Here is a 25,583-nt window from a genome sequence, read left to right as displayed (position 1 = left end):
CGTATTTTCCCCTACAGGGATTTGATCTTCATGTTCCTGAACCAGATCTCGCTGCCATGGTCCTGTACGCAGATGTGGCCTTTTTTAGCGGAGCCATAACCTTTGTAGTCCTTCCATTTGCCGGTCTTTTTGGCCTTTTCCCACTCGGGTGTCCACATTTGCGTGTCCACCACTTTCTCACCGTTCAGCCAATGCTCCACGTGTCCTTTGTTCACCACGATGCGGGTATGGTTCCACTCGCCGATAGGCTTCGCAGCCAGTTTGGACGGCGGGTTCATCGCATAGTTCGCGCCTGACTTCTGCCAGTCTTCCAGCTTTTCGGGGAAGTTCTCATCATCGATCAGCTGGTACTCAGGGCCGCTCATGTAGGGTGCCTTAAACTCTTCGGTCACCAGGTAGAGGATGCCGCTGTTGCCCTGCGGGGCCAGCTTCCAGTCTGTTTCCAGCTCAAAGTTCTCGTACTCGTCGTTGGACAGCAGGTCGCCGCGCATGTCGCTTTTATCTGTGGTGCTGCCGGTGCAATGTAAAGTACCGTCTACTACGCCCCAGGTATTGGAAGGTTTGTTTTGGTATATCCTCCACCCGTCAAGGTTTGAGCCGTTGAACAGGAGTTTCCAGCCTGCTGCTGTTTCTTCCGTGGTCAGCACATTGGCTTGTGGCGCTGTGGCTGTTTTGTTTTCGCTGCCGATGGCAATCGAATCCTTTTTCTCTTCTTTCGGAGCGCCACCGCCGCAGGATGCCAGGGCGAGCGTAGCTGCTGCAAACGCAGGTAATATTAATTTTTGCATACTATCTGTTGTTTACTTGTTGACGGTTTTCAGGTTCTTCGGGTCCCAGTACATGATCTTGTTCTGGAAATAACTGTCGTTGCAAAGCAATGCGGGAGCCGCCGCGCGGAAGCCGAACAGTGCGTCTTCATTCACTTTCCCTTTGGTGCGCATCGCGTTGAACAGGTTGTAGAAGTGATCAAAATGTGCGCCTTTGTAGCCTTTGTCTGCCACGTATTCCATATGATCGGGCGGCAGCATGTGCGCTCTTTCATACACGTATTGTTTGCCGCTGTCCTGTGCTTTTTTGGTTTGCAGCAACGGATCGTCTGTTGCGGCGTAGGCTTTATTCCGGTAGAGGGTCACTTTGTCCCACTCTACGGTCATGGAGCCTTCGCTGCCCACCATACGCAGGTAGTTGGTACCACCGGTGCCGTCCACAAAGTTCACACGGAGGGACAGGTTAAACGCGGGATGAATGTCCGTCTGCGGGTAGTCGAACATACCGAGCATCACGTCCGGTACTTCACGGCCGTCTTTCCAGTAACGCAGGCCACCGGTGGCCATGATCTTTTCAGGGCCGATGGAGCCGGTTACGAGATGAAGGCTGGAGAACAGGTGTACGAAAAGGTCGCCGGATACGCCGGTGCCGTAATCTTTATAATTCCTCCAGCGGAAAAAACGCAGGGGATCAAATGCACGTTTGGTATTGTTTGCCAGGAACGCGTCCCAGCCTACAGTTGAAGGCGAAGCATCAGCAGGGATGGGGTACTGCCATGCGCCGAAGGGGGACATACGCGCCCAGAAACCTTCCGCATAGTTCAGCTGGCCAATGGCCCCGTCTTTCAGCAACTGGCGGGCTTTTTCGTTGCCCAGTGAGCTTACGCCCTGGCTGCCTACTTCGTATACAACTTTGTTTTTGTTCTGCGCTTCTACTACTGCATGGCCTTCCGTCACGTCGTGCACCATCGGTTTTTCGCAATACACGCTTTTGCCGGCGTTCATGGCAGCCACGGAAATATCCTTGTGCCAGCTGTCAGGCGTGGCGATGATCACCGCGTCAATGTCTTTACGGGCCAGTATTTCCTTATAATCACGGGTGGTGTAAATGTCGCTGCCGTATTTCTTTTTGGCATCGGCAAGGCGGCCGTCGTACAGGTCGCAGGCTGCGATGAGCTTCACGCCGGGCACGGTGATAGCAGTATCCGCATCAGCATTGCCCATGCCGCCGGCCCCGATCAGCGCGATCTGGATATTGTCGTTTGCGCTGTAATGATCTTTCTGCCTGGAAAGCTGTTCCAGGCTGCGTTTCCTGTCTGCCGCGGTGATGATGTTCGGAATCAGTGACGCACCTACAACCCCTTTTGCCAGTTTGTTGATAAAACCGCGGCGGGAGTTGCCATTAGATTGATTACTCATGTGCTGTTAGCTTTTATAGTTATTGTGAACGTGGGTTACCTCAAACCTTTAATTTAACGATTAATTTCAGCAAATCCAATCTCCACGCTTATTTGAGATGTAATACCGCAGTCATGGGCAAATGGTCCGACGCGTATTTTTCCTGGATAACGTTGTGGCTCACCGTTTCGAACTTACCCTGGCTAAAGGCAATGAAATCGATGCAGCGGCGCGGGTTTTCAACGGGAATGGTGAACCCGCAGTTTGTACAGCTGCGGGTGAAATGCTGATCAAGTGTATTGATGACACTGCTGTTTTCCGGCGCATTCAGGTCGCCGGCTATGATCACCGGGTATTGTTGTTTTTTCAGTATTTCCATGATCTCCCTGATCTGAACAGTGCGGTTGGTGTCTCCGCGCTGCGCGTCCAGATGGGTACAGGCCATCAGCACCTTGCGGTTGCCGGGCAGCTGGAGCAATGCGGTAGCCAGTACGCGCGGCTCGCCATTAGTACCGGCAACGGTGGTGAGCGGGTACCTGTTTGTTTCGAGGATAGGATAGCGGCTCAGGATAGCAACGCCATATTCACCGCCGCCATAATCGATGCCTTTTGCAAAAAATGATTTCATGCCGCTGAGCCTGGCCAGCTCTTCTGACTGGTGGAGACTTTTGCCGGAGCGGTCCGTATGTACGTCCACTTCCTGCAGTGCAACGATGTCCGGTTTGGTATCGCTGATCACCTTCGCGATCGCGGGAATGTCTATCTTATCAGGGGTAGACGGTGGATTGGCGTGATGGATATTATAACACAGCACGTTGATATCTGCCTGTTTTGCGTTGTCAGTAACGGCTTTCTGGCTTGAACAGGCGGCGAATGCCAACAGGAAACATGCTGTTGCGTAATGGATTGCTTTCATACAGTTACTTTGAGTAGAACCGTAAAAAAACAAAAAACAATTTAACCATGCAATGTTTACCGCATGGCTAAATTGTTATTTCGATATTTTAAAGGTGGGATCAGTTGGTTTTCCCCAGCAGCTGCTGATACCTGGCAGGGTTGCCAATCAGCGCCACGGCCTCTTCCACGTCCTTATCCCAGCTCAGGCTTTTCTCGATCCTGCCCAGTTGCGGATAATAACGGTTCATGATCTCTTCTTCCAGCAGGTGACGGATCTCGGTTTTGTTTTTCAGCAGGTCCTGTTTTTTGTCATGTTTCATTTTCTGCTGAAGCGCCTCGAATTCCTTTGCCAGGCCGTCGTAGTATTTCTCACGGCTGGCTGTACTGCGGAAACTTTCCAGGGCTTCTTCGCTCCGGGTTTTATAGCTGTAGTCCTTGCCGTCCAGGAACTTCACGAAGTCTTCAAACTCCGCGTCGGTCAGGGCAAATTCGGATGCAGCTTTCACATCGGGGTGGGAATAATAGTATTGGGTGGCGTAATCGAAGATGTATTGTTTGCGCAGCAGGGTGATAGCCACCTGGCTAAGCATCATATTATCCACTTTGGCATCGGGCTCAATGCCGCCGCCGTCTTTAACGGGCCTGCCGCCTGCCGTCACAAAGGAGCGGCGCAGGGAATCGGGCACGTAATCGGCTTCGCCATCCTCGTTGCGGTGGCTGTAATCTATTGCCTGGATGCAGCGGCCGCTGGGCGTGTAATAACGCGCGGTGGTCACTTTCAGCTTGGCGTTGTAAGGCAGCGGGCGCGTGGTCTGCACCAGGCCCTTGCCATAAGAGCGCTGCCCCACTACGAGGCCGCGGTCCAGGTCCTGCACGGCGCCCGCGACGATTTCAGCGGCCGAAGCGGAGGAGCGGCTGGTGAGCACTACCAGTGGGATGTTCAAATCCACGGGGCTTTGGCCGGTACGGTATTCCCTGTCCCAGCTTTTTACTTTACCGCGGGTGCTTACGATGAGTTTGTTTTTTTCGATGAAAATATTGGAAAGGGACACCGCTTCTTCCAGCAATCCGCCGGGGTTGCCGCGGAGGTCCAGTACCAGGCCTTTGATCTGCGGATTGGTTTGTTTCAGCTTCTCAAAAGACGCCTGCACCTGTTCGGCGCTGTTTTCGGTGAACTGAGTCATTTTGATGAAACCCACGTCTTTCCGGATGAAGCCGGTGAAACTCACCGGTTTCACATTGATATCTTCGCGAACGATCTTGTAGGTTTTTTCCGCGCTGGTGATCGGGTGGCGGAGCACGATGGTAAGGGTGGTGCCGGGGTTGCCTTTCAGGTAACGGCTCACTTCATCCTGTTCCATGTTTTTCGCGCTTTTGCCGTCCAGGGACACGATGATGTCCCCAGCTTTTACACCGGCTTTGGCCATGGGGCTGCCTTCGTACACGTCAGTGATGGAGGTCCATTCGCCTTCCGTATAGATGGAGGTGCCTACCCCGCCGTAGCGGCCGGTGGCCATAAACCGGAGTTCATCCAATTCCTCTTCCGGCACAAAGTCCGTATAGGGGTCCGTTTCTTCCAGCATGGCTTCTATGCCTCTCTGCATGAGTTTTTCGGGCGGCAGGTCTTCCACGTAATAAGTGTTCAGCTCACGGTAAAAGGCGGCAAATATGTCCAGGTTTTTTGCGATCAGGAAGTATTTGTCGTTGGTGCGGAACGCGGCAAACACGAGGCAGAGGCCCAGCAGTGAAAACAGTACGATCTTTTTGGAAATCCGCATGTGGCAAGATTAAAATGTGATGAGGGATGTGGTTCAGGGAACCGGGTCGTAACCATGGCCGCCCCAGGGGTGGCAGCTCAGGATGCGCCTGATGGTAAGCCAGCCTCCTTTGACGGCGCCGTGTTTTTTAAAGGCTTCCAGGCCGTATTGCGAGCAGGTAGGTGTGTACCTGCATCTCGATCCCAGCCATGGGCTGATACACCATTGATAGAACCTGATGAGTATGATAAACGGGATACTGAGTATTTGCATCAATCGTTTCATCCGTGCACAATGTCTTTTTTAGAGGTCGGATGGAAGCCTACTTTCATCCGCACGTAATGTCTTTTTAGAGATCGGATGGAAGTCACCTTTCATCCGCGCACAATGTCTTTTAAATAACCTTTATTCTTTCTTACCGGCTTCCTTGACCAGCTTCTCTAAAATTACCGAAAATTTGCGGCTAAGGGTATCGAAATCGGCTATTTTTTTGTCGGTATAAATGAAAAATACGGCGAGTTGGAGGCCGCTGTCGCGGAGTGCGGTATGGAAGGGTTGTTTTTGAAGACGGTAAGCCTCGCGGCCGAGCCTTTTAATGCGGTTGCGGTCCACTGCATGGGGGAATTTTCGGGACGACACACTGAAGCCGGCCTGTACAGGATATTTGTCCGTATGCAGGCTGGCGTGCATATAGATCACGCGGTAGGGGAAAATAGAAAACGCTTTTCCTTCCCGAAAAAGCGTTTCAATCATTTTCCTGCTCTTTAACTTTTCCTCCTTGTTAAAAGAATAAGTTTTTATGGCAATATGAGTTTATTAGCGGATTATTTCAGCTTGCTCTCGTCAGATACGGTCAGTTTTTTCCTGCCTTTAGCTCTGCGGGATGCCAATACTTTACGTCCGTTGGCAGTTTCCATTCTCTTTCTGAAACCGTGTACGCTCTTTCTGCGTCTGTTGTGCGGTTGAAAAGTACGTTTCATCTGTTAATAATTTTTTTCTTTTGCCAGATGGGACCTCGCAAACTCGGTCTCATTGTGCGTTTTTTTTAATTTCCTTGTACTTAAAACTTAATACCATCCCCGTTCTTGAGAAGGCAGACTGTGATCAGCCCCGTTTCAAACGGAAGGCAAAGGTAGCGTAAATAATTAAAAATGAAAAGAGATACGCTAAAAAATTCGCTTCTCACTATAAAAAAACCCCGGGATTACTCCCGGGGTATTATAAATCAGTCAGTTAGAGCTTATTTAGCTGCTGCGGGAGCTGCGGTTGCAGCCACGCCCAGTTTGGTTTTAACAGCCGCCAGGATGTCGTCGCCTGCGGGAGAAACCAGCAGGGAGCCGCTTGAGCTGTCAATTACGTAAGTATAACCTTTTTCTTTAGCCACGTCTTCGATCGCTTTGCGGGCTTTATCGTATACGGGTTTCAGCAGTTCGTTCTGCTTCTGGCCGATCTTTTCACGCGCTACGGTTTCATACTCCTGGATGCGTTTCTGCGCGTCCTGGATCTCTTTCACTTTCACTTGTTTCATGGCATCGCTGTCTGTTGGGGAGGATTTGTCAAAATCAGCCATTTTTTTGTTGTATTCTGCTACCAGAGCGCCGCTTTCCTTTTCCAGGCCTGCCGCGTAGGTTTCGATATCTGTCTGAGCTTTTTTAGTTTCCGGCATGGCCTCGATCAAAGCCTGTGCGTTGATGTGCGCGATTTTGGCTTGTGCGCTGGCCTTCACACTGCATAATCCGGAAAACGCTACAATTGCAATAATTACATACTTCTTCATGATGATGTTGTTCTGAGTTTAAAAGAAATTTTAAAATAGTTATAGGTCAAAGTATAAGGGCTATTTTTTCACCCCCAGGGATGCCAATATTTCCTCGCTTTTGTCCAGCTTCGGATCGGAGAAGATCACGGTGATACCACCGGACTTATCCAGTACAAAGTCATACATCCTGCTGGCGGCCAGCTTCTGTACGGCATTGTAGATCTTGTCCTGTATGGGTTTTACCAGTTCTTCCCTTTTCTTGAAAAGATCGCCTTCGTAGCCGAAACGCTGCTTCTGCAGGTCTTTGGCTTCTTTCTCACGGGCAATGATCTCATCTTCACGTTTGCGTTTCAGGTCATCCGTGAGCATTACCTGTTCCGCCTGGTAAGACTTGTACATCTTATCTACTTCCTGGAATTTTGCGTCTATTTCTTTCTGCCATTGCTCTGCAACCGCATCCAGCTTCTTCTGTGCGTCTTTATAATCAGGGATGCTTTCCAGTATGTATTTCGTATCGATCACGCAATAACGCTGAGCCAGGGCGCCAAACACGGTGCCCAATACTAAAGCCGCGGTAATGAATAATTTTTTCATCTGTACATATTTTTGTTGGTCAGGTTGAACCTCGGTGGTTCAGGAATAAAGCCTGATTTGCGGATCAGGCCTCGCAATATATAATAAATATTTTATTCCGGTTCAAAGCCAAGCATGAATGTGAATTTCGCTGCGTCTTTCATGCCTCCCCCGGGTCTGATCCTATCCAATCCTATGCCATAGTCGAAACCAAGCAGGCCGAACATCGGCAGGTAGAACCTGGCGCCCACGCCCACAGAGCGTCTCAGCCTGAACGGATCGTATTCTTTAAAGTCCCTGTAACCGTTCGCCGCTTCCAGGAATATCAGGCCGAAAATTGTCGAGCTCGGGTTCAGACTGAAGGGATAACGCAGTTCCACCACATATTTATTAAACATAGTGAAGCCGGAATATCCCGGAGGAGGCCCGCTGCTTTCCGGGTTCAGTTTCGGGTTCGAGGTGTAATACACCGGGTAACCGCGCTGGGAAATGATGTCCCTGTCGTATACCGCGAAGTTACTCAGACCGTCACCGCCCAGCTCAAATCTGCCGAAGGGAGAAAGCGTAGTGCGGTTGTTGTAGCGGCCGAGGTAACCGAATTTCGCGGCCACCTTCAGTACCAGCGATTTGTGGTCGCTGCCCGCAGGGCGGCTCAGCGGTACGTACCACTCGGCGTTCAAACGGTATTTCTGGTATTCAATGAACTTGAACTGTTCCTGTATCGTTTCGCTCTTGTAGTCCTTGTCAGGATTAAGAACGGAATAAGGCGGCGTGAATTGCCCGTACAGCATAAAGCTGGAACCGCTGCGCGGGAAGATCTGCTGGTCCACGGATGAACGGGCCAGCGTCAGCCTCAAGCTAAGGTTATTCGCCACACCGTTATCAAAACCTTCCAGGCCGAAATAGTTGAAGTCTTTCAGTTTGTAACGCTGATAGTTCACCGTGTACATCAGGGAGAAGAAGTCATCCGGCCACCTCAGCTGTTTACCGAGGGACACGGAGCCGCCCAATACCCTGAAATATGCACCGGGGTTGGGTACCGGCTGATTATAATATTCCGCGAACGCGTTCGGGTTCTGGTAAGTGCTGTAGAAGCTCACGGAGAACGGGTTCCTTTTCTTACCGCCAAGCCAGGGCTCGGTGAAAGAGAAGTTGTAAGAGCGGTAAGCCTTACCGTTCGAAGAGATCCTTACGCTGAGCTTCTGCCCGTCGCCGCTTGGCAGCGGGTCCCAGGTTTCTTTACGGAAGATGTTGCGGAGAGAGAAGTTGTTGAACGTTACGCCGAGGGTACCGGTAAGACCAATGTAACCACCCCAGCCTGCTGACAGTTCCAGCTGGTCGTTCGCTCTTTCTTCCACTTTATAATCGATGTCCACGGTGCCTTCCTGCATGTTGGGCACGGGGTTGATGCCGATGGTTTCAGGATTGAAGAAACCGAGCTGGGAGATCTCACGCTGGGACCTGATCAGGTTCTGGCGGCTGAACCATTCGCCCGGGAGGGTTCTCAGTTCGCGGCGCACCACGTGCTCGTTGGTTTTTTCGTTGCCTGCAATGCGTATATCCTTGATAGTTGCCTGCGGGCCTTCCTGGATGCGGATTTCGTAGTCGATGGTATCTCCGCGGATGCCGATCTCCACAGGGTCTACCTGGAAGAACAGGTAACCGTCGTCCATGTACAGCGATCCGATATCGCCGCCTTCAGGGCCGGGAGGGTTGCCAAGACGTTTGTTCAGCAGTTCCAGGTTGTACACGTCGCCTTTTTTGATGCCGAGGCCACGGGACAGTACGGTGTCGCTGTAAATGGTGTTACCTCTCCAGAGAATATTACCGAAGTAATATTTCCGTCCTTCATCCAGCCTCAGCTCGATGTTCAGGTTGCCTTTGGCGGAAGAATACAAAGTATCTTCCACGATCTGCATGTCGCGGAAACCTTTGGAGTTGTAGTATGCAATGAGTTTTTCCTTTCCTTCTTCGTACTTCAGCTCGTTGAACTTGGAATTGGCGAAGAAGTTCGGGCGGAGATAGGGATTGAGTTTTTGTAAGGTGCGGGTAGCGGAAAGATAACCCATCGTCTGCCAGTAATCGTCTGTAGTAGCCATGCTGTCCACCCAGGCGTCCGCCATTTCAGGATACAGCGTCATGCGCGGCGTTTCCTTGGGGTCCTTCATTTTTTTCTTCAGGGTATTGTCCGCCAGCCAGTAGTTACCTACCATGTGAATGTCGTTCACTTTCACTTTATGGCCTTTCTCTACCCAGAAGATAACAGAAGCGGAGTTGATCGCGGGCGGCGGGTCTTTTTTCACTTCCATGCGTACGGTTACGTTGCGGTAACCTTTTTCAGCGAAGTGTTTTTTCACCACGGCCAGGGTGTTTTGTTCGAGGGCGTCCGTTACCACGCTGCCTTTGCGGAGGCCGGCTTTGGTCACGAACTCTTCTCCTTCGGTCTTTTTCACTCCTTTAAAAGTGAAGCTGGACATACGGGGTTTTTCCACCAGTTCAATTTCCAGCCATATCTTGTTACCTTCTATTTTGGTGATATAGATAGCGATGTTTGAGAAAAGGCGTTGCCCCCAGAGGTTCTGGATGGCTTTGGCAAAGTGGTCTCCGGGGAGCACTACTTTATCGCCAACGGCAAGGCCGGAGAGAGACAGCAGTAATGATTTATCGAGGAACTCAGTACCGGTTACGGCTATATCGGCAATTTCGAATTGCTGCGGGTTGCCGAGGGTAAAGGGACTCATATCCGTTGCCGGTCTGCCGGGCGGCGGAGGGGGCAAGGTATCCCTTTGCTGGGCACGCACAGATATTCCCGCGCTGCAACATAAAACTACGGCCAGTAGGCTTTTAGGAAACAATTTCTTCATTCTGCTGTATTTGTTCGCTTGTTTTGCCGAATCGACGTTCTCTGGTTTGATAATTTAAGATGGCTTCGTATAGATTCTCTTTGCGGAAATCAGGCCAGCGGGTGTTGGTGAAATAAAGCTCCGCGTAGGCCAGTTGGTACAATAGGAAGTTGCTTATACGGTGTTCGCCGCTGGTCCGGATCATCAGTTCCGGATCTGGCAGTTTGGCGGTACATAGGTATTTTTCCCAGATCTCGGGCGTCACCTCGTCGGGATTCAGCTTGCCTGCCTGTGCATCTTTCGCAATGCTTCGCACGGCCTGCAATATCTCCCAGCGGGCGCTGTAGCTCAGCGCCATGACGAGACCGAGGCCGGTATTAGCCGCCGTCATCTCTTTGGCTTCCTCCAGCTCCTGGCGGCAGTGCGGAGGCAGCATCGTCATATCGCCTATGACGTGCAGCCGGATATTATTTTTGTTGAGGGTGCTCACTTCACTCCGGATAGTGGTCACCAGCAGCTCCATTATTCCGTTCACTTCATACACCGGCCGATCCCAGTTCTCAGTAGAAAAGGCGTATAAGGTCAGGTATCCGATGCCCAGTTCGGCACAGCCTTCCACTATATCGCGCACACTTTCCACTCCCTGATGATGCCCGTAAAGCCGGTCCTGCCCCCGTTCCTTGGCCCATCGGCCATTACCATCCATGATGATGGCAATGTGGCGAGGCAGTCGTTGCAGGTCTAATTGATCCTTCAAACTCATGACTATTTCAGGCGTGTTAAAACAGTTTTACTAAAAGTGTGCAAAGATACAAAAATAACTTTATGGCCTTTCCTGCAAAGGCTGCGGGGCTGTTTTAACGTAGTTTTAACGGGAAAGGCGGCTGGGAGCGCATTTTGGCCGCTCAGAATTTACAGCGGTAAGAGGTGAAAAGGATGCCCAGGGTCAGCTCTACGGTGGCAAACTGGTCTTTGTCCCGGCTGTTCCCCCGCTGCCGCCCCGGCTCGCCGATCGGTACGGTACCGGTGGCGTAAGAACGGTCCTGCAGTACGGCGGCAATCGTGGCTGAACCGTCCGCTTTGGTGGGGAATGCGGACAAACCCACGTAAGTGGTGCTCACATCGTCCAGGTAATCCGTCTGGGCAAAGCGGAAAAGGACTTCCAGGCCCAGGTTCAAACGGCTGGTAAGACTGTATTTCAGCCCTCCGCCGATCAGGTAGGAATAGGAAAACAGGCTGTATGGCTTGCGTTCCGGGTATAAGCCCTGCCCCTCGGTGTGCATGGGCTGGAGAAAGTATTTATTGCCTTCCAGGTAGGCATAGGGGTTAAAATGGAAGATGGACGCCCCCAGGGTGAGATACGGGCTGAACCGGTAATCTTCGCTGCCAGGCTCAAAACGGAAGAAGTTAAAATCCCCCTGGATGGCCAGCTCGAACAAATTTGTGTTAAAACTCAGGTTGCGCCGCTGCTGGTAACTGGTGGAGCTGTACACATCGGAATAACCGAGGTTCATGTACCTGAACTGGGCCCTGGCGCCTACGTAATCATTGAAATATTTACGGTAATAGATGCCCACCGTCGGTTTGACGGCTTTCAGCCCTCCATGGGTGTTCAGGTCCCCGAAATAATGGGCACCCCCTGCAGTAAAACCCAATTCCCCGACATAACTCAGTTCCTGCTGGGCCACGGCCCTGTTCAGCAGGGAACCGGCCAGCAAACAGCCGGCAACTCCCAGGATCCTTAAATGAATACGCGTAAGCAGCATAAATATCAGTAAGAACGTAAATTAAAGCATTTTCGTATGGAAAATAAGGGTAATGATACGCTATTTCCGCCTGTTATTACGGGTATCTATGCCCCATAACAGTTTGTTTCTCAACGTGTGAAGGAAGTTGCTCTCGTTCAGGCGCAGCAGGTTGATATTAAAATCTTCTTTTTTCACCGCCAGCTGAATGCGGTTGTCTATCACCTCCATCCGGCTGTCCAGCGTGCAGATGAACTGGTCGCTGCGGCCTTCCACTTCAAAGGAGATCACATTATCATCAGGCACTACGATGGGACGTACGTTCAGGTTATGCGGGGCCACCGGGGTGATCACAAAGTTCGCTGCTTCGGGGAACACGATCGGGCCGCCGCAGCTGAGGGAATAACCGGTGGAGCCGGTGGGTGTGGCCACGATCAGGCCGTCCGCCCAGTATGTATTCAGAAACTCCCCGTTCAGGTAGGTATGGATCTTTACCATGGCGGAGGTGTCTTTTTTGTGGATGGTGAATTCGTTCAGGGCGTAAGGCACGTCGCCAAAGAGGGGCGAGCTGGCGTCCAGGTGGAGAAGGGTACGTTTGTCCACCACGTAATTCCGGCTCACGAGGGAGTTCACCACTTCGTGTATCTCATCCCGCCCGATGCTGGCGAGAAAGCCGAGGCGGCCGAAGTTCACGCCCATCACCGGGATGTTCTTTTCGCGGATGTAGCTCACGGTATCCAGCAGGGTGCCGTCTCCCCCCAGGCTTACCAGGAATTCGATGCGCCCGTCCAGGTCTTCTGCTTTTGAAAAGGTATCGGTTTCCGCGGGAAAACGGATATGCTGGCGGATCTCTTTGAAAAAAGGCTCGTATACCACCGGAGTGATCTCCTGGCCGCCCAGTTCATCCAGCAACAGTTGTATATCTTCCAGGTCTTCTTTAACAAAGCCGCGGCTGTAAAGGGCTACATGCATTTACATATCCAGTTTAGCGTGTAAAAATAGTCCTTTTTCTCCCATTTGATTGATGCTGTATTCAAAGCGGATACAGGTATCGTAAAAAGAAACCACGTCCAGGCCCAGCCCCGCCGTATACAGCATCTTGTTATTCAGGCTGCCGTGCAGGCTTTGCCGGCTGTAGCCGTAGCCCATATCGCCGTAGGCTTTCGCCAGTACACGGATGGGCAGGTTGCTGAACTTTTTCGGCACGATGGGCAGGTGTACTTTGAAATTAAGCAATTCCCGGCGCAGCGTGCTTTTCAGGATAAAAAAAGCCGTCCCGTCCACCACGTAATATTCCAGCCCGCGCAGGTAATCGTCCCCGTAACCCATCGCCCTCACGCCGATATATGGCTGTTTATCAGGCAGTTTGGTCTGTCCCATGACGCTCAGGGCGCCATAGGTTTTTTTGGCCAGCTGCCAGTAACGCGCCGCTTTGATGCGCATACGCACAAAATCCAGGTCGCTAAGGCCCGCCAGGCCTACTTTTGACAGCTCACCCGTGAAAGACCGCCCAACCAGCGGGTACTGCCAGCTGTCCGCCTGGATAAACTGCAGGCGGTAGCCCAGCTCCAGGTACCGGATGTCCGTACGGCCGCCGCCGAGGTAATCAGGGTTCAGCCGGGCCACGGTATCGTTCACGGATTCGTTGTAATAACCGATATACAGCTGGTGTTTGGTGGAAATCGCTTTGCGGTAGGTGTAGGTGGCGCTGGCGGAGAACTGGCGCCGCAGGAAGTCATCTTCCCGGTAAAATTGCTGTTTGTTATAATCGGATATGAAATTGATCTCCCGGTTCCGGCTGTAGGACACTACAAACCCCACCCCGTGCCGCAGTTTTTTATCGATGTAGGGCAGGTTGTAACCCAGCAGGAACTTTTGGGTATACCCCACGGTCACATCGCCGTATAGATCGTCGTTGCGGCCGGTCAGGTTGTCCTGGAACACTTTCAGGCCTACGTTCACCCGGTCCAGGCTGTGGTTTTTCTCCACCCACCACTGGTTGAAGTTGCGGTCCGCCAGTTTGAAGATAGGAAAGGCGAGTAGGTACCAGCGTTCCCAGACTTCAAATGAAAGGTCCGCCGCGTTGCCGTTCCAGTTTCTCACATTGGCTACCACGTTGAGGAAAAGCGAGGTATTGAGGAGCTGTTTGCGGTTGGTCTCCAGCGTTTCAGCGAGCGTGCGCAGTCGGATGGTGTCCCCGGCCCTCACTCCCAGTTCACGCAGTACGATGGAAGTACGGGTACGTTTATTACCCGCCACCTCGATGTTCCGCACTACGATGTAGGCAGTGTCCGTCACGGCGCCAATGACCGGCTGCTGAGCGGGAGGCTGGGGCAAACTGTCCTTTATGAGTTTTTGCACAGTTTCCTTGAGCGGCTCCGGCACAGTATCCCGCCGCGGCATAACAACACCGTCCGCCGCAGGGGACGGAAAAACCTTAGCCTGGCCGTTTGCCGCCTGCACTCCAAACAGGCACAGCCACAAGCCGGTGATATAATAAACAGTGCGCAAATAAAACATTTTGGAAACTACATGCTGATGTAATTCATGAGCAGGTCATAGTTCTTCTTGAGCAGGTCCTCTTCCAGCTCTTCACTGAACATGTATTTGATGGTGTAATTAAATCTCTCGAAGGTAGCTACCAGGCCCTGCATGTCCTGCCGGTTGGTTTTCAGCAGCACTTCCAGCTTGGCCGTGCCGGGATTATTGATAGTATTAACGCTGAGGAGGGTTACTTCATTGCTTTCCGCGATGCGGGCTATTTCGCTGAGGCTGTAGTCTCTCGGCTCCACTTCCAGCACCAGCAGGCCTCCGGGCTCCTTTACGCCGTTGTATTGCGCGAGGATGGCCAGCAGGTTGTCTTTGGTGATAAGGCCCTGGTATTCACCCTCCCGGGTGATCACGGGCAATACGGAGAGTTTGAGATCGTAGAACAGTTTCAGCGCTTCGTAAAAGTGGGCGCCTTCCATAACGGCCGGCTTAAAAGGGCTGACTGGAGCGGTTTCAAGCAGCAGGTCCGGGTCTTCCCAGTCCAGTATCTGGTCTTCCTCTACCAGGCTCAGGTATTTATTATCCACTACCAGCGGCAGCTGCGTCAGATGAAATTCATTCATAAGGCGTAATGCTTTTGCACCGGTATCCATCGGGTGGAGTACCGGCACAACGGTAGAGATGAGTTCCTGTGCCAACATATTCGTTCGTGTTTCAGTTACAATAATAGCAAAGAATATTCCAATACCGCCAACCAGGAGTATTAAAAATTACATAAACACGGAGCAATGGCGCGGCAGCCGGGATGAGCGGTTAGCCCGCATTGGCCCCCACGGCCTTGTTATTCAGCCTTTTCAGGAAGTCGTGCATGATGACATTAAATTCTCCGGGAACCTCCATCATGGGCGCATGGCCGCATTTGTCGATGAAATGGAGCTCTGAGTTAGGTATAAGGCGGTGGAACTCTTCTCCCACCATGGGCGGAGTAACGGTATCGTTATTGCCCCATATGAGCAGGGTAGGTGTTTGAATGGTTTTCAGCTCGTCTCCCAGGTTGTGACGGATGGCGGATTTGGCAAGTGTGATGATCTTGATCACTTTCAGCCTGTTGCTCGTGATCTCGAACACCTCGTCTACCAGTTCCTTTGTGGCCATCGCCGGATCGTAGAAGGTAAGCTCGGTTTTCCTGCGGATATATTCGTAATCCCCGCGTTTGGGATAGGTTTCGCCCATCCCGTTCTCAAACAGGCCGGAGCTGCCGGTCAGTATAAGGGATTTCACGTTTTCCGGGTGTTTCAGGATATACACCAGCGCAACATGCCCTCCAAGGGAGTTGCCCATCAGGTGAACGTCTTTATATTCGCGGGTTTCAAGGAATTTGTGCACGTATTTGGCCAGACCGGCTACGGAGGTTTCCAGGATATTCAGATCAAACAGGGGCAGCATCGGAATCACCACTTTGTTGTACTGCTTAAAATAATCGAGCAGCCCGCTGAAATTACTCAGGGCGCCGAATAAGCCGTGCAGCAAGATCACCGGTTCTCCCTCTCCTTCTTCGATGTACCTGAATTTGCCCTGTGTTTTGATTTCGTAATTCATTACCTATGCTTGAAGTCAATTTTGCGCTAAAATAATTCTTTTTCTTAATTCAAATACTCCCCGTAATGAGGCTATTTTACCGGAATTTCCCTGGCTGCATGTTCAAAAAATCCTTCCAGCGAGGCGAACATATCCCGGAATATCGGGATCACGCTGCCCATTCTCTCTATTACCCAGGGTCCCACAGGTTCAATATAAGGATATACGGCGGATTGCAGCTTGGTTTCCGGGCTCAGCCAGTACACCTGGTTCGCCAGCCACAGCATAACGCTGAACACTACCGTGAATATTAACGCATATAAAATAATCCCTCCCAGGCGGTTCAGCCATCCCAACATGGACCATTGCACTACTTTCTCCAGTGCCGTGGCTCCCAGGCGTATCAGGATCACCACGCCCAGGAAGATGGTCATAAAACATACCACCGGCCACCAGCGGCCCTGCATCCCCGATTGCTCCAGGTATGCGGCCAGTACGGCGGAAAGCTTCAGCGCGGCGGCCAGCCCCACTATGGAGGCTATCAGCGAAAACACCGCGATGATCAGGCCCCGTGAAAAGCCCCTGTAAACGGCAAATGCCATAATGATCGCAAAAACAACGTCTATGGCCAAGTGCCTGCTTATTTGGTCAGTAATTCCTTTACGAGGGCGGAGATCATTTTACCATCCGCTTTGCCTGCCAGCTGTTTCGTAGCCGCGCCCATCACTTTGCCCATATCCGCGGGGGATGAGGCACCGGTAGCGGCGATAATACCTTCCACTGCGGCGCGCAGCTCGGCTTCGTCCATCTGTTTGGGCAGGTAACGTTCTATCACCGCCAGTTCTTCTTCTTCTTTTTTTGCAAGATCCTCACGGTTCTGCTGGCGGAAGATATCAAGCGAATCTTTTCTTTGTTTGGCCAGCTTTTGCAGCAGCTTCAGTTCGTCCGCCTCGGTAAGGTCACCGGTACTGCCTTCTGCCGTTTTAGCCACCAGTACCGCTGCCTTGATGGCCCGCAGAGCGCGAAGTTCCGCTTCTGCTTTAGCCAGCATGGCGGTTTTGATGGCGCCGTTGATATTTAATTCCAATGACATATTTCCTGTTATTTAAGTCTTATTTGTTCTGTTCCTGTTCCTGCTGGCTCTTCAGTTTTTCCTCGAATTTTTTATAGAAGTCTGTGGCAAATGCACGCAGGTCGTTCGCCTGGTCGCCCCAGGGCGTTGCGCGCTGGTAGGTATCCGCCATGGTCATAAAGGTCTGGTAAAAGAAATCGGCCATTTCGTCCACCATCATTTCTTTTGTCCACAGGTCTATGCGCAGGGCGGTTTTATCCGCTCCGTCCCAGAAAGCCACCATCATGGCTTTGGCTTTGTTCATCCTGTCTGCGGTGCTGTCTGTAGCAGTCCATTCAATGGTTTCGGGCACTTTGTTTTCGTCCAGCCCCACCTGTATCGTTATGGTAGATTTCTTTGACATACGTTGTTTTGATTAGAAGATGCAAAAATAAGCATTTCATTTTTAGGCGGTAATGATCTGCCCCAGCTGACCCGCGGCATCGTCCCAGCTGGGTATGCGGCCGATATGGTCCAGCAGGCGGCTGCGCAGCAGCTCATCCTTGTAAAGGGCGCTCATTTTTTCGGACAGGTCCGTCACATCGCCGGGAACGGCGTTCAGCGCCGCATCTCCTCCCGCTTCCGTGGAGGCTCCGGCAAATATCACGATCCCGGGCACCTGGCAACGCTGTGCCTGCAATACGGGCACCGCCAGGCCATCGGCCCCCGCGGTGTGCACCAGGGCGTAAGCACCGCCTATCAGCCTCGCCAGGTCTTCTTCCCCGGCCTCCTGCATCCAGATCACGTCTTCCCTGAACTTGTAGGTCTGCAAAGCTTCCGCAATATCCTCTCCTTCGGGTGTAAGATCACCGGCCAGCACCAGCTTAATACCTGAGCGAAGGCGTTTTTTCAACATGGAAAAGGCTTTCAGCAGGGGAATGATATTGTTGTCCGGGTGAATGGCCCCTACGGCTATAAAATATTCCATACCACCGGCAAATTCATGTTTCACCTGCTCCCGCTCTTCCCAGTTCAGGGCTATAAATATCTCGGAAACACCCGGGGATAACATGTTAAATTTTTGTTCCAGCCCTCCATAACGGCCTCCGATCTGCTCTTTCATGAATTCAGAGAACACGGAGATGGACCTGAACCGGCGGATATTTTCCGAGGTGGGGGGCCTGTCCGGCAACGATGCTTTGCGGATAAGCAACAGATGGGCCTGCACTTCCTGCGGGAATGGCAGCACATCGTCTATACACAGCAGGCGGTCTATCCTGTATTTTTTCAGCAGCCGGTTCCATTGGTAACGGCGCCAGAGGTACTGCCCGATCTTCCCCCCGGCAAACGGCTTCAGCACAGCCACCTCGCAATTGGGGGGCAGCGCGGGCACGGGTGCCCACGGCCGGTCTGTAATAAAAACAAACTCCGCATCCGGGTGCAGGCGGCACAACCGGTTCATCAGTTCAGTAGGCACATTGCCCGTATTCGCAGCACTGTCCTGCATTAACGGGTGGGCATTTACGGCTATTCGCATGATTCAAATCTGTTCCAACAATGCACAAACCTAAATAAAAAAAGGGTGTTCGTATTGGAATCACCCTTTTATATAAAAAGAATGTATTTGTCAGACGGCTTTGTTCAACACCCCGAAACGGAAGGTCTTTGTATTGGTAGGATCATTTTTGGAGGTGACAACCACCACAATGCTGGCCACTTTCAGGCTGGGCAGATTGATCAGGCTGATATCCACGGTATTGCCCGTAACGGTCAGCGGCGCGTTCTGCGGGATGGGCACGTCGGCAGGGTCCAGCGCGGTAACGGTAATAGTCACCCCGTCTTTAGGCAGCGGTGTTGAAGTGATGTTTACTTTCACGGTGAGCGATGCGCCGGCGGTGGCGTTATTGTCCTGGTTCAGCTTGATGTCCGGCATTACCACCACCAGTTCCGCTTCTTTAGGCGGCGGCGGTACGGGATCTCCATCCCCATCGCCTTTTTTCTTCTTTTTGCAGGCAACTGCGGCTACGGTAAAAACGCAGAGGAGAATGATCAGGTATTTCTTGTAGGGCATAGCAGATGTGGTTAAAACTAGCTAAAATTAGAAATAATTCTAATGCTATTCAAATTTTTCCTTTTACGTCCATTGCGTCACGCAAACCGTTGCCTAACAGGTTGAAGGCCAATACCAGCAGCATGATGGCAAACCCCGGCGCCAGGGCCAGCAAAGGGTTGTGGGTAATGATAAAATTGTAGTTCTCCTTGATCATAAGCCCCCACGAAGGCTGCGGAGGCTGCACGCCCACGCCCAGGAAACTCAGGCCCGCTTCCACCACGATGGCCGTGGCAAAATTGCTGGCGGCCACTACCATCACCGGGCCGAGGATATTCGGTAAAATGTGCCGCACCACTGTGCGCACATGCCCGTAACCCAATGCCCGCGTGGCTTCCACAAATTGCAGCTCTCTCAGGCTCATTACTTGCCCGCGGATGATCCTGGCCACGCTCACCCACATGGTAAGCCCCACGGCAATGAACACCTGCCAGAAACCCTTGCCCAGGGCCAGCGTGATGGCAAACACCAGCAGCAGCGTGGGCACGCTCCATATCACATTGATGAGCCACATCACCGCCTCGTCTGTGGCCCCGCGGAAATAACCCGCCACGGCCCCCAGGAAGATGCCAATAGTAAGTGAAATGAGCACGGCAATGCAGCCCACGCTCAGGCTTACGCGGGTGCCCACCAGCAGCCTGCTCAGGATGTCGCGGCCGAATTTATCCGTGCCCAGCCGGTAATGCCGCAGCAGGATGCGCTCCTGTGCAATCGCCTGCCGCGCCGCTTTTATATCGTGGATAACTGAATCTTTCCCATACAGCACCTGCGCCAGCGGATAGGTCTTTGGCGCGGTGGTGGCCTCGTCCACATACTGCTGCGCATATATGGAATCTCCTTTGAATTCCCAGGCGGTGACAGGTACCCAGGCAGCCCCGGATTCCTGCCCGTACACCAGGCGGTGCAGCCAGCTGCGCCGCGGCGCGGGATTGGCGGAGGGAATCACCAGCATATGCATCTTAAAACCCGGCTTCTGCCCGCTGATCTCAAGGATCATACGGTTCGCATACGGGGTATGGTCCGGGCTCAGGAAATATGCAAAAATGCCCGCCAGCAGGGCCAGTGTTATCACCACCATTCCCGCCATCGCGCCTTTGTTGCGTTTCAGCCGCTTCCATGCCTGTTGTGAAAAAGATGCCATCGGCTCCAAGTTAAAGCAAAGCGGGGATTATTCCACCACCATACCTGTTCAAATATTTTCATTTATACATAACCGTTATACGTAATCGCTTACTTATTATTCAACGGCAACATATCACACGAAATTCAACGCTCTCCAACCGCGCTACATCGATTTACGCAACAAAAAAAGCCTTAAATTTTAATAAGATGAAGGTCAGTTTAAGACAAGTTTATGAGTGTTATCCCGTTTAAGACAAAATACCTGGTGAAAGGCAGTTTAAGACAAATGATCCACTCAAATCCGGTTAGCGAAGCAATGCCAAACGTTCAGTTTAAGACAAGCTTATGAGAGTCCCGATTCTAATGACACAGTTAGTTTAAGACACATGCGGGAAGCAATTTCCCGCCCAAGACACAGTACCCATATTGTTCAGCTTAACACAGATGCAGGATGAAAAATTCCTTCCACGGCCGCGTACCCGCCGCATTCCATTGACAATTCATGTAACCATTAATAATTAATCATTAAACGACGCATTTATGCTTACACTCCAATTGCCGCAGATTTTCTGCCCCTTCCCGTCTATGCTCAATCCCTTCGCCAAAGAAGCTGAAAAACACACCGCGGAATGGGTGAGCCGCTTCGATCTCGTCAAATCAGAAAAAGCCTGGGAACGTTTCCGCAGGGCAAAGTTCGCCATGTTGTCTTCCCGCGCCTTTCCCACGGCCGGAAGATATGAGCTTTGCATCGCCGCGGAGTTCAACACCTGGCTGTTCCTGCTGGATGATAAAAACGACGAGTCCATGTTCGGCAAGCTCGACTTCCTGCAGATGGTACACTCTTTTGTAAGCATGATCCTTCAGAACAACCGCGTGGTGGCACCGGATGAAGGCATGCCGCTGGCGCTCAGTTTCGAAGACCTCTGGAAACGTATGAAACGCATCAGCAGCCCGGCCTGGCAGAAACGTTTCGTGCAGAGCATGACCGACTATCTGGATGCCTGCCTCTGGGAAGTAGAAAACCGTATCCGTCACCAGGCCCCCACCGTGGCGGATTACATAGAGAAACGCCCTTACACCGGTGCACTGTTTGCGGACATCGAGCTGATCGAAGTGCTGGAAAACATTTACCTGCCGGACGAAGTGCGGCTGCACGAAATGGTAAAACAATTGTCGCTGGCCTGCAACAACGTGGTGTGTTGGGCCAACGATCTTTTTTCTTTCGACAAGGAACGCCGCCAGGGCGACGTGCACAACCTGGTAGTGGTATTAAAAGAAGAACGTAAGCTCAGCCTGGAAGACGCCGTGGCCGAAGCCGCCCGTATGCACGACGCGGAAGTACGCCGGTTCATCACGCTCAGTGAATCATTGCCGTCTTTCGGCGCGGAAGTGAATGAAGAACTGCAAAGGTATGTGACCGTGCTGATGGCCTGGATGCGCGCAAACCTGGACTGGAGCTTCCAGGACACGGCGCGTTACCGGATGAACATCACGGAAACGGCCGCGGGCAACTGGCTGATATCAAGGTTGTAATTTGTAAGAAAACGTATCCAGACCGGAAGGGGCGGTTATTTTACCAGCCGCCCTTTCCATTCGTATGTCCCGAACTTTCCCAGCCAGCCAGCCATTACCACGTATACGATGTGGAACAGTTGCCCGGGAATGAACCATGGCAGCAGTGAGCCTTTTTTGAAAAAACCCGCCACCGGCACTAAAAATATCAGTTCCACAACGATCTTGTAAACCATCAGCCAGCCGAACCAGCTCCAGAGCTGCGGGCTGAAAACGGCTACGATGGCCATCAGCGAAAGCATCACGTTCCAGAGGTACACCAGCACGAGCACGCGGGTAATGCGTTTGTCCTCGTATTTATCCGCTTTGGACGACCAGCGGATGCGCTGGTTCATAAACCCTTTCACCGTTTCCACCGGCAGGGTGCGTACAACGGCGTCGCGGCTTTTGAGGTACATCACGCCATCGGGGTATGCGTGGTAGATCTTGTACATCAGCAGCATATCGTCGCCGGAAGCGATCATGTCTATACCCGTGAATCCGCCTACTTCTTCGAACGCCGTTTTTTCATACGCAAGGTTCGCCCCGTTGCACATCGTGCCCGTTTGCAGGTAAGCCACCGCGCCGGTGATGCCCTGCATGGTCATAAAATCGAGGGACTGGAGTTTCTGAAAAAAGTCTTCCTCACGGTGATACGCCACAGGAGCGGCGATGAAGCGGGGGCGGTATGTTTCATAAAACTTCACGATGGATTCAAGCCATTTGGGCCCCATCACACAATCCGCGTCCGTGGTCACGATGAGATGGCCGGTAGCCTCACCGATAGCAAGCTCTATGGCTTTTTTCTTGTACGAGTTGAGACGCTGATGATGGCTGATGCGGTCGCTCATGCGGATGAGGCGCACGTTTGTAGCAGGGAAATACCTGACGGTATCCGCAGTGCCGTCGTTCGAAAAATCGTCCACCACGATCACTTCAAAAAGATTGGCCGGGTAACTCTGCTGCTGCAGGGCTTCCAGCAGGACGGGTAAATTTTTTTCCTCATCCCTTGCCGGGATGATGACGGATACTTTCGTATTGAAGGTATATGCGTGAGCGGCAGGATCAAATTTTTTTAATCTGCACCAGCCGTAGGTGTACGACAGCATTAATATCCCATACAAAAACGCGAGGCCGAGAGTGGCGATCAATAAAGCATTCATGCTTACTAGCTCCTGATATTTTTTCTGATGATGAATCCTAATTCTTCAGAGATCAGCTGATGCCCTTTATCAAGCACCAGCATCTTACAGGGAAAGGCACCATCCGCAAAACGCTCCCCGAAAGCAGGAGGAATTACCCGGTCGTACCGCCCGAAAATCAAAATGGTATCTATGTTGTAACGCGCCATCAGGCGTTTGCAGCGTCGCCGCGATGGCATTAGTTTTCTCATAACGGTCCATACATTATAAACCAGCTGGCGTTTTTCTACTTTATCCATACTATAGAACGCAAACTTGTAGACGCTTTCATTCAGCAAACCCCATCTCCGCCAGAGGGTAAGCAGCCGGAAGAACAGGCCCGGGTGGTGAGTATTGTACAAAAAGATACGGTTGCCAATTGTCGTTTGTGTGGCAAACATATGCCAAGGGTTATTTCTTAAACCATCCGGAGCGGCCATGACCAGGTGAATGATCCGGGCCGCCATTTCTTCCACGATACACAAAGCCAGTCGCCCACCCATACTATAACCCATAAGGGAGAACGTTTGTTTGCCGAACTTTTCCAATATTTTTTCAACCAGCGCCGTAAGGTCGCTTTTTTCAAACACTCTTCCCTCGTTCCATACTGTTTTGCCGTGAAAGGGCATATCTAACGCAACGATAGTGAATATATTGCCTAAAGCCGCCTCCATCGCGCCAAAGTGCGACCCGCTCTCACCAAAACCATGGAAACATATCAGCAATTCACTCCCCGAACCGGTTACAATGCCGGAGAACTCACTGTTCTGATATGTGAGGGAAATGTCCACTTTGCTTTTCAATAAGATGGGCGAATTTAAAACTAATTGCCCCGGAATCATAATTTGCCAATTGCTATAAACTCGGTAAATTACGAGTAGACTAAAAAATCATGCAAGATGGATACCGCGGTTAACAGCAAAGCAGCCCTGAAAGGGGCTGAATTCCTCGTGAAAGAGACTACCCCCGCCGGGATTTTTATTCCCGAAGATTTTTCAGAAGAGCAGCTTATGATCAAAGAAATGGCCGAACAGTTCGTAGCCAAAGAGGTGACGCCCGTTCTGGACCGCCTGGACAAGCTGGAAGAAGGCCTTATGCCTTCCCTCCTGGATAAAGCCGGTGAGCAGGGCCTCCTGGGAGCCGCCTTCCCGGAAGAGTTCGGCGGCCTCGGCAAAGATTTTATAACCGCTACCCTGATCAACGAAGCCCTGGGCGCCGGCCACTCCTTTTCCGTGGCCATGGCCGCGCATACCGGCATCGGCTCCCTGCCCATCCTCTATTTCGGCACAGACGCGCAGAAACAGAAATATATTCCCAAACTGGCCTCCGGCGAAATGAAAGGCGCTTACGCCCTCACCGAGCCGAACTCCGGCTCTGACGCCCTTAGCGCCAAAACCACCGCCAAACTCACCGCGGATGGCAAACACTACCTGCTCAACGGCCAGAAGATATGGATCACCAACTCCGGCTTCGCGGATGTGTTCACCGTATTCGCCAAGATAGACGGGGATAAGTTCACCGCCTTCATCGTGGACAAAGGCACTCCCGGCTTCACTCTCGGCCCCGAAGAACATAAAATGGGCATCAAAGGCTCCTCCACCCGCCAGATCTATTTCCAGGACGCGCAGGTACCGGTTGAAAACGTGCTTGGCGAGATCGGCAAAGGCCACCTCATCGCCTTCAACATCCTTAATATCGGCAGGCTTAAACTTTGCGCTGCTGCTTTAGGCGGCGCCAAAGGCAGCCTGGACATTGCCATTCAATACGCGAACACCCGCGAACAGTTCAAACAGCCCATCGCGCAGTTCGGCGCCATCAAACATAAAATGGCGGAGATGGCCACCCGCATCTGGGTATGCGAATCCGCGCTGTACCGCACCGCACAGCTGATAGACCAGAAAGAACACGAGCTGCTGGCGGAAGGCAAAGCCTTCAACGAAGCCCTGCTGGGCGCCGCCGAGGAATACGCCGTGGAATGCGCCATACTGAAAGTGAACGGCTCGGAAGTGCTGGACTTTGTAGTGGACGAAGGCGTCCAGATACATGGCGGCAATGGCTTCAGCGATGAATACGTGATCTCCAAAGCATACCGGGACAGCCGCATCAACCGCATCTTTGAAGGCACCAACGAGATCAACCGCCTCCTCACGCTGGATATGACGCTCAAACGCGCCATGAAAGGAAAAATAGACCTCATGACCCCGGCTATGAACGTGATGAAGGAACTCATGAGCATCCCGGACTTCGGCAATGAAGACGAAGGGCCTTTCGCCAAAGAAAAGAAACAGGTGGCCAATATGAAAAAGGCCATCCTCATGGCGGCGGGAGCGGCCGTACAAAAGCTCATGATGAAACTGGACACCGAACAGGAAATACTCATGAACATCGCCGATATGGCCATTGAAACATTCGTGAGCGAAAGCGCGCTGCTCCGCATCATCAAGCTCACCGAGCTGAAAGGTGAAGCAGCCGTGGCATTACAGGCCGATATGGTACGCACCTATCTCACAGACGCAGCGGACCGTGTGAACAAATCCGGCAAAGACGCCATCAACGGCTTCGCGGAAGGAGATGAACAACGTATGATGCTGCTGGGCCTGAAACGTTTTACCAAAACCGAACCATTCAATACAAAAGACGCGCGCCGCCGTATTGCTGAAAAGCTGATCGCGGATAACGGCTACACGTTCTGATCTTTTAATGCTTATAGATACCTTTGCAGGGAACAAGGAAACATAAATCCTTGTTCCCTTGTTTTATT

General features: G+C 52.0%; 26 protein-coding genes. 2 read left to right on the top strand and 24 right to left on the bottom strand.

The annotated features are described in order from the left end of the window. Nucleotides 1-11 precede the first annotated feature (11 nt). From EG028_RS14030 to EG028_RS13925, 22 genes are all read right to left on the bottom strand, one after another. Nucleotides 12-788, bottom strand: coding sequence for a 3-keto-disaccharide hydrolase (locus EG028_RS14030; protein WP_120517229.1), 777 nt, complete (start codon nt 786-788; stop codon nt 12-14). A 12-nt stretch (nt 789-800) separates the two neighbouring features. Continuing rightward, nucleotides 801-2,186, bottom strand: a complete 1,386-nt coding sequence (locus EG028_RS14025; RefSeq protein WP_120517230.1) for a Gfo/Idh/MocA family protein — start codon at nt 2,184-2,186, stop codon at nt 801-803. Nucleotides 2,187-2,274: 88 nt separating this feature from the next. Beyond that, complete coding sequence (locus EG028_RS14020; protein ID WP_206614453.1) at nt 2,275-3,081, bottom strand: endonuclease/exonuclease/phosphatase family protein; 807 nt, start codon at nt 3,079-3,081, stop codon at nt 2,275-2,277. 100 nt (nt 3,082-3,181) lie between these two features. Next, on the bottom strand, nt 3,182-4,840 hold the full coding sequence (locus tag EG028_RS14015) for a S41 family peptidase (protein WP_120517231.1): 1,659 nt from the start codon (nt 4,838-4,840) through the stop codon (nt 3,182-3,184). Between the two features lie 33 nt (nt 4,841-4,873). Next, nucleotides 4,874-5,104 carry a membrane protein insertion efficiency factor YidD gene (yidD, locus tag EG028_RS14010; protein WP_120517232.1) on the bottom strand — a complete coding sequence of 77 codons (231 nt, stop codon included), beginning with the start codon at nt 5,102-5,104 and terminating at the stop codon, nt 4,874-4,876. A gap of 120 nt (nt 5,105-5,224) precedes the next feature. Further along, nucleotides 5,225-5,620, bottom strand: a complete 396-nt coding sequence (locus tag EG028_RS14005; RefSeq protein WP_262707116.1) for a ribonuclease P protein component — start codon at nt 5,618-5,620, stop codon at nt 5,225-5,227. 23 nt (nt 5,621-5,643) lie between these two features. After that, the gene (rpmH, locus tag EG028_RS14000; RefSeq protein WP_120517234.1) at nt 5,644-5,799 is read right to left on the bottom strand and encodes a 50S ribosomal protein L34; all 156 of its coding nucleotides are present in this window, start codon (nt 5,797-5,799) and stop codon (nt 5,644-5,646) included. Between the two features lie 260 nt (nt 5,800-6,059). After that, the gene (locus EG028_RS13995) at nt 6,060-6,596 is read right to left on the bottom strand and encodes an OmpH family outer membrane protein (protein WP_120517235.1); all 537 of its coding nucleotides are present in this window, start codon (nt 6,594-6,596) and stop codon (nt 6,060-6,062) included. Nucleotides 6,597-6,656: 60 nt separating this feature from the next. After that, nucleotides 6,657-7,172 carry an OmpH family outer membrane protein gene (locus EG028_RS13990; RefSeq protein ID WP_120517236.1) on the bottom strand — a complete coding sequence of 172 codons (516 nt, stop codon included), beginning with the start codon at nt 7,170-7,172 and terminating at the stop codon, nt 6,657-6,659. A gap of 92 nt (nt 7,173-7,264) precedes the next feature. Then, entirely contained in the window at nt 7,265-9,892 is a 2,628-nt protein-coding gene (locus tag EG028_RS13985) for a BamA/OMP85 family outer membrane protein (RefSeq protein WP_241559133.1), read from the bottom strand. Between the two features lie 103 nt (nt 9,893-9,995). After that, nucleotides 9,996-10,757 carry an isoprenyl transferase gene (locus EG028_RS13980; RefSeq protein WP_120517238.1) on the bottom strand — a complete coding sequence of 254 codons (762 nt, stop codon included), beginning with the start codon at nt 10,755-10,757 and terminating at the stop codon, nt 9,996-9,998. 142 nt (nt 10,758-10,899) lie between these two features. Next, nucleotides 10,900-11,760 carry a type IX secretion system protein PorG gene (gene porG / locus EG028_RS13975; RefSeq protein ID WP_120517239.1) on the bottom strand — a complete coding sequence of 287 codons (861 nt, stop codon included), beginning with the start codon at nt 11,758-11,760 and terminating at the stop codon, nt 10,900-10,902. Between the two features lie 60 nt (nt 11,761-11,820). Then, nucleotides 11,821-12,711, bottom strand: a complete 891-nt coding sequence (locus tag EG028_RS13970) for an NAD kinase (protein WP_120517240.1) — start codon at nt 12,709-12,711, stop codon at nt 11,821-11,823. Then, the gene (locus tag EG028_RS13965) at nt 12,712-14,250 is read right to left on the bottom strand and encodes a POTRA domain-containing protein (protein WP_162946527.1); all 1,539 of its coding nucleotides are present in this window, start codon (nt 14,248-14,250) and stop codon (nt 12,712-12,714) included. Between the two features lie 17 nt (nt 14,251-14,267). Continuing rightward, the gene (locus tag EG028_RS13960; protein ID WP_120517242.1) at nt 14,268-14,930 is read right to left on the bottom strand and encodes a CBS domain-containing protein; all 663 of its coding nucleotides are present in this window, start codon (nt 14,928-14,930) and stop codon (nt 14,268-14,270) included. A 112-nt stretch (nt 14,931-15,042) separates the two neighbouring features. Continuing rightward, entirely contained in the window at nt 15,043-15,828 is a 786-nt protein-coding gene (locus EG028_RS13955; protein ID WP_120517243.1) for an alpha/beta fold hydrolase, read from the bottom strand. Between the two features lie 71 nt (nt 15,829-15,899). After that, the gene (locus EG028_RS13950) at nt 15,900-16,439 is read right to left on the bottom strand and encodes a CvpA family protein (RefSeq protein WP_123864670.1); all 540 of its coding nucleotides are present in this window, start codon (nt 16,437-16,439) and stop codon (nt 15,900-15,902) included. Between the two features lie 8 nt (nt 16,440-16,447). After that, a complete protein-coding gene (locus EG028_RS13945) occupies nt 16,448-16,900 on the bottom strand; it encodes a GatB/YqeY domain-containing protein (RefSeq protein WP_120517245.1) in 453 nt (150 codons plus the stop codon). Nucleotides 16,901-16,919: 19 nt separating this feature from the next. Beyond that, nucleotides 16,920-17,282: a gliding motility protein GldC gene (gldC, locus tag EG028_RS13940; RefSeq protein ID WP_120517246.1), complete on the bottom strand. Its 363-nt coding sequence runs from the start codon at nt 17,280-17,282 to the stop codon at nt 16,920-16,922. Between the two features lie 42 nt (nt 17,283-17,324). Then, complete coding sequence (locus EG028_RS13935; protein WP_120517247.1) at nt 17,325-18,395, bottom strand: glycosyltransferase; 1,071 nt, start codon at nt 18,393-18,395, stop codon at nt 17,325-17,327. Nucleotides 18,396-18,485: 90 nt separating this feature from the next. Then, nucleotides 18,486-18,929 (bottom strand): hypothetical protein, encoded by a 444-nt coding sequence (locus EG028_RS13930; RefSeq protein WP_120517248.1) that lies wholly within the window; start codon nt 18,927-18,929, stop codon nt 18,486-18,488. A gap of 49 nt (nt 18,930-18,978) precedes the next feature. Next, the gene (locus EG028_RS13925; RefSeq protein ID WP_120517249.1) at nt 18,979-20,109 is read right to left on the bottom strand and encodes an ABC transporter permease; all 1,131 of its coding nucleotides are present in this window, start codon (nt 20,107-20,109) and stop codon (nt 18,979-18,981) included. Nucleotides 20,110-20,630: 521 nt separating this feature from the next. On the opposite strand from EG028_RS13925, the gene EG028_RS13920 reads away from it, so the two are divergent. Next, the gene (locus EG028_RS13920; RefSeq protein WP_123864669.1) at nt 20,631-21,623 is read left to right on the top strand and encodes a terpene synthase family protein; all 993 of its coding nucleotides are present in this window, start codon (nt 20,631-20,633) and stop codon (nt 21,621-21,623) included. A 35-nt stretch (nt 21,624-21,658) separates the two neighbouring features. On the opposite strand, the gene EG028_RS13915 is transcribed toward EG028_RS13920, so the two are convergent. Together EG028_RS13915 and EG028_RS13910 are read right to left on the bottom strand one after the other, a co-directional pair. Further along, nucleotides 21,659-22,804 carry a glycosyltransferase gene (locus tag EG028_RS13915; protein WP_120517251.1) on the bottom strand — a complete coding sequence of 382 codons (1,146 nt, stop codon included), beginning with the start codon at nt 22,802-22,804 and terminating at the stop codon, nt 21,659-21,661. Nucleotides 22,805-22,809: 5 nt separating this feature from the next. After that, on the bottom strand, nt 22,810-23,664 hold the full coding sequence (locus tag EG028_RS13910; RefSeq protein ID WP_120517252.1) for an alpha/beta fold hydrolase: 855 nt from the start codon (nt 23,662-23,664) through the stop codon (nt 22,810-22,812). Between the two features lie 57 nt (nt 23,665-23,721). Here EG028_RS13910 and EG028_RS13905 point away from each other — a divergent pair, with 57 nt between their 5' ends. Then, entirely contained in the window at nt 23,722-25,515 is a 1,794-nt protein-coding gene (locus EG028_RS13905) for an acyl-CoA dehydrogenase family protein (protein ID WP_120517253.1), read from the top strand. Nucleotides 25,516-25,583 lie beyond the last annotated feature (68 nt).

Source organism: Chitinophaga barathri (assembly GCF_003807585.1).
GTDB lineage: Bacteria > Bacteroidota > Bacteroidia > Chitinophagales > Chitinophagaceae > Chitinophaga > Chitinophaga barathri.
This window is presented reverse-complemented; position numbering and strand designations above follow the sequence as displayed.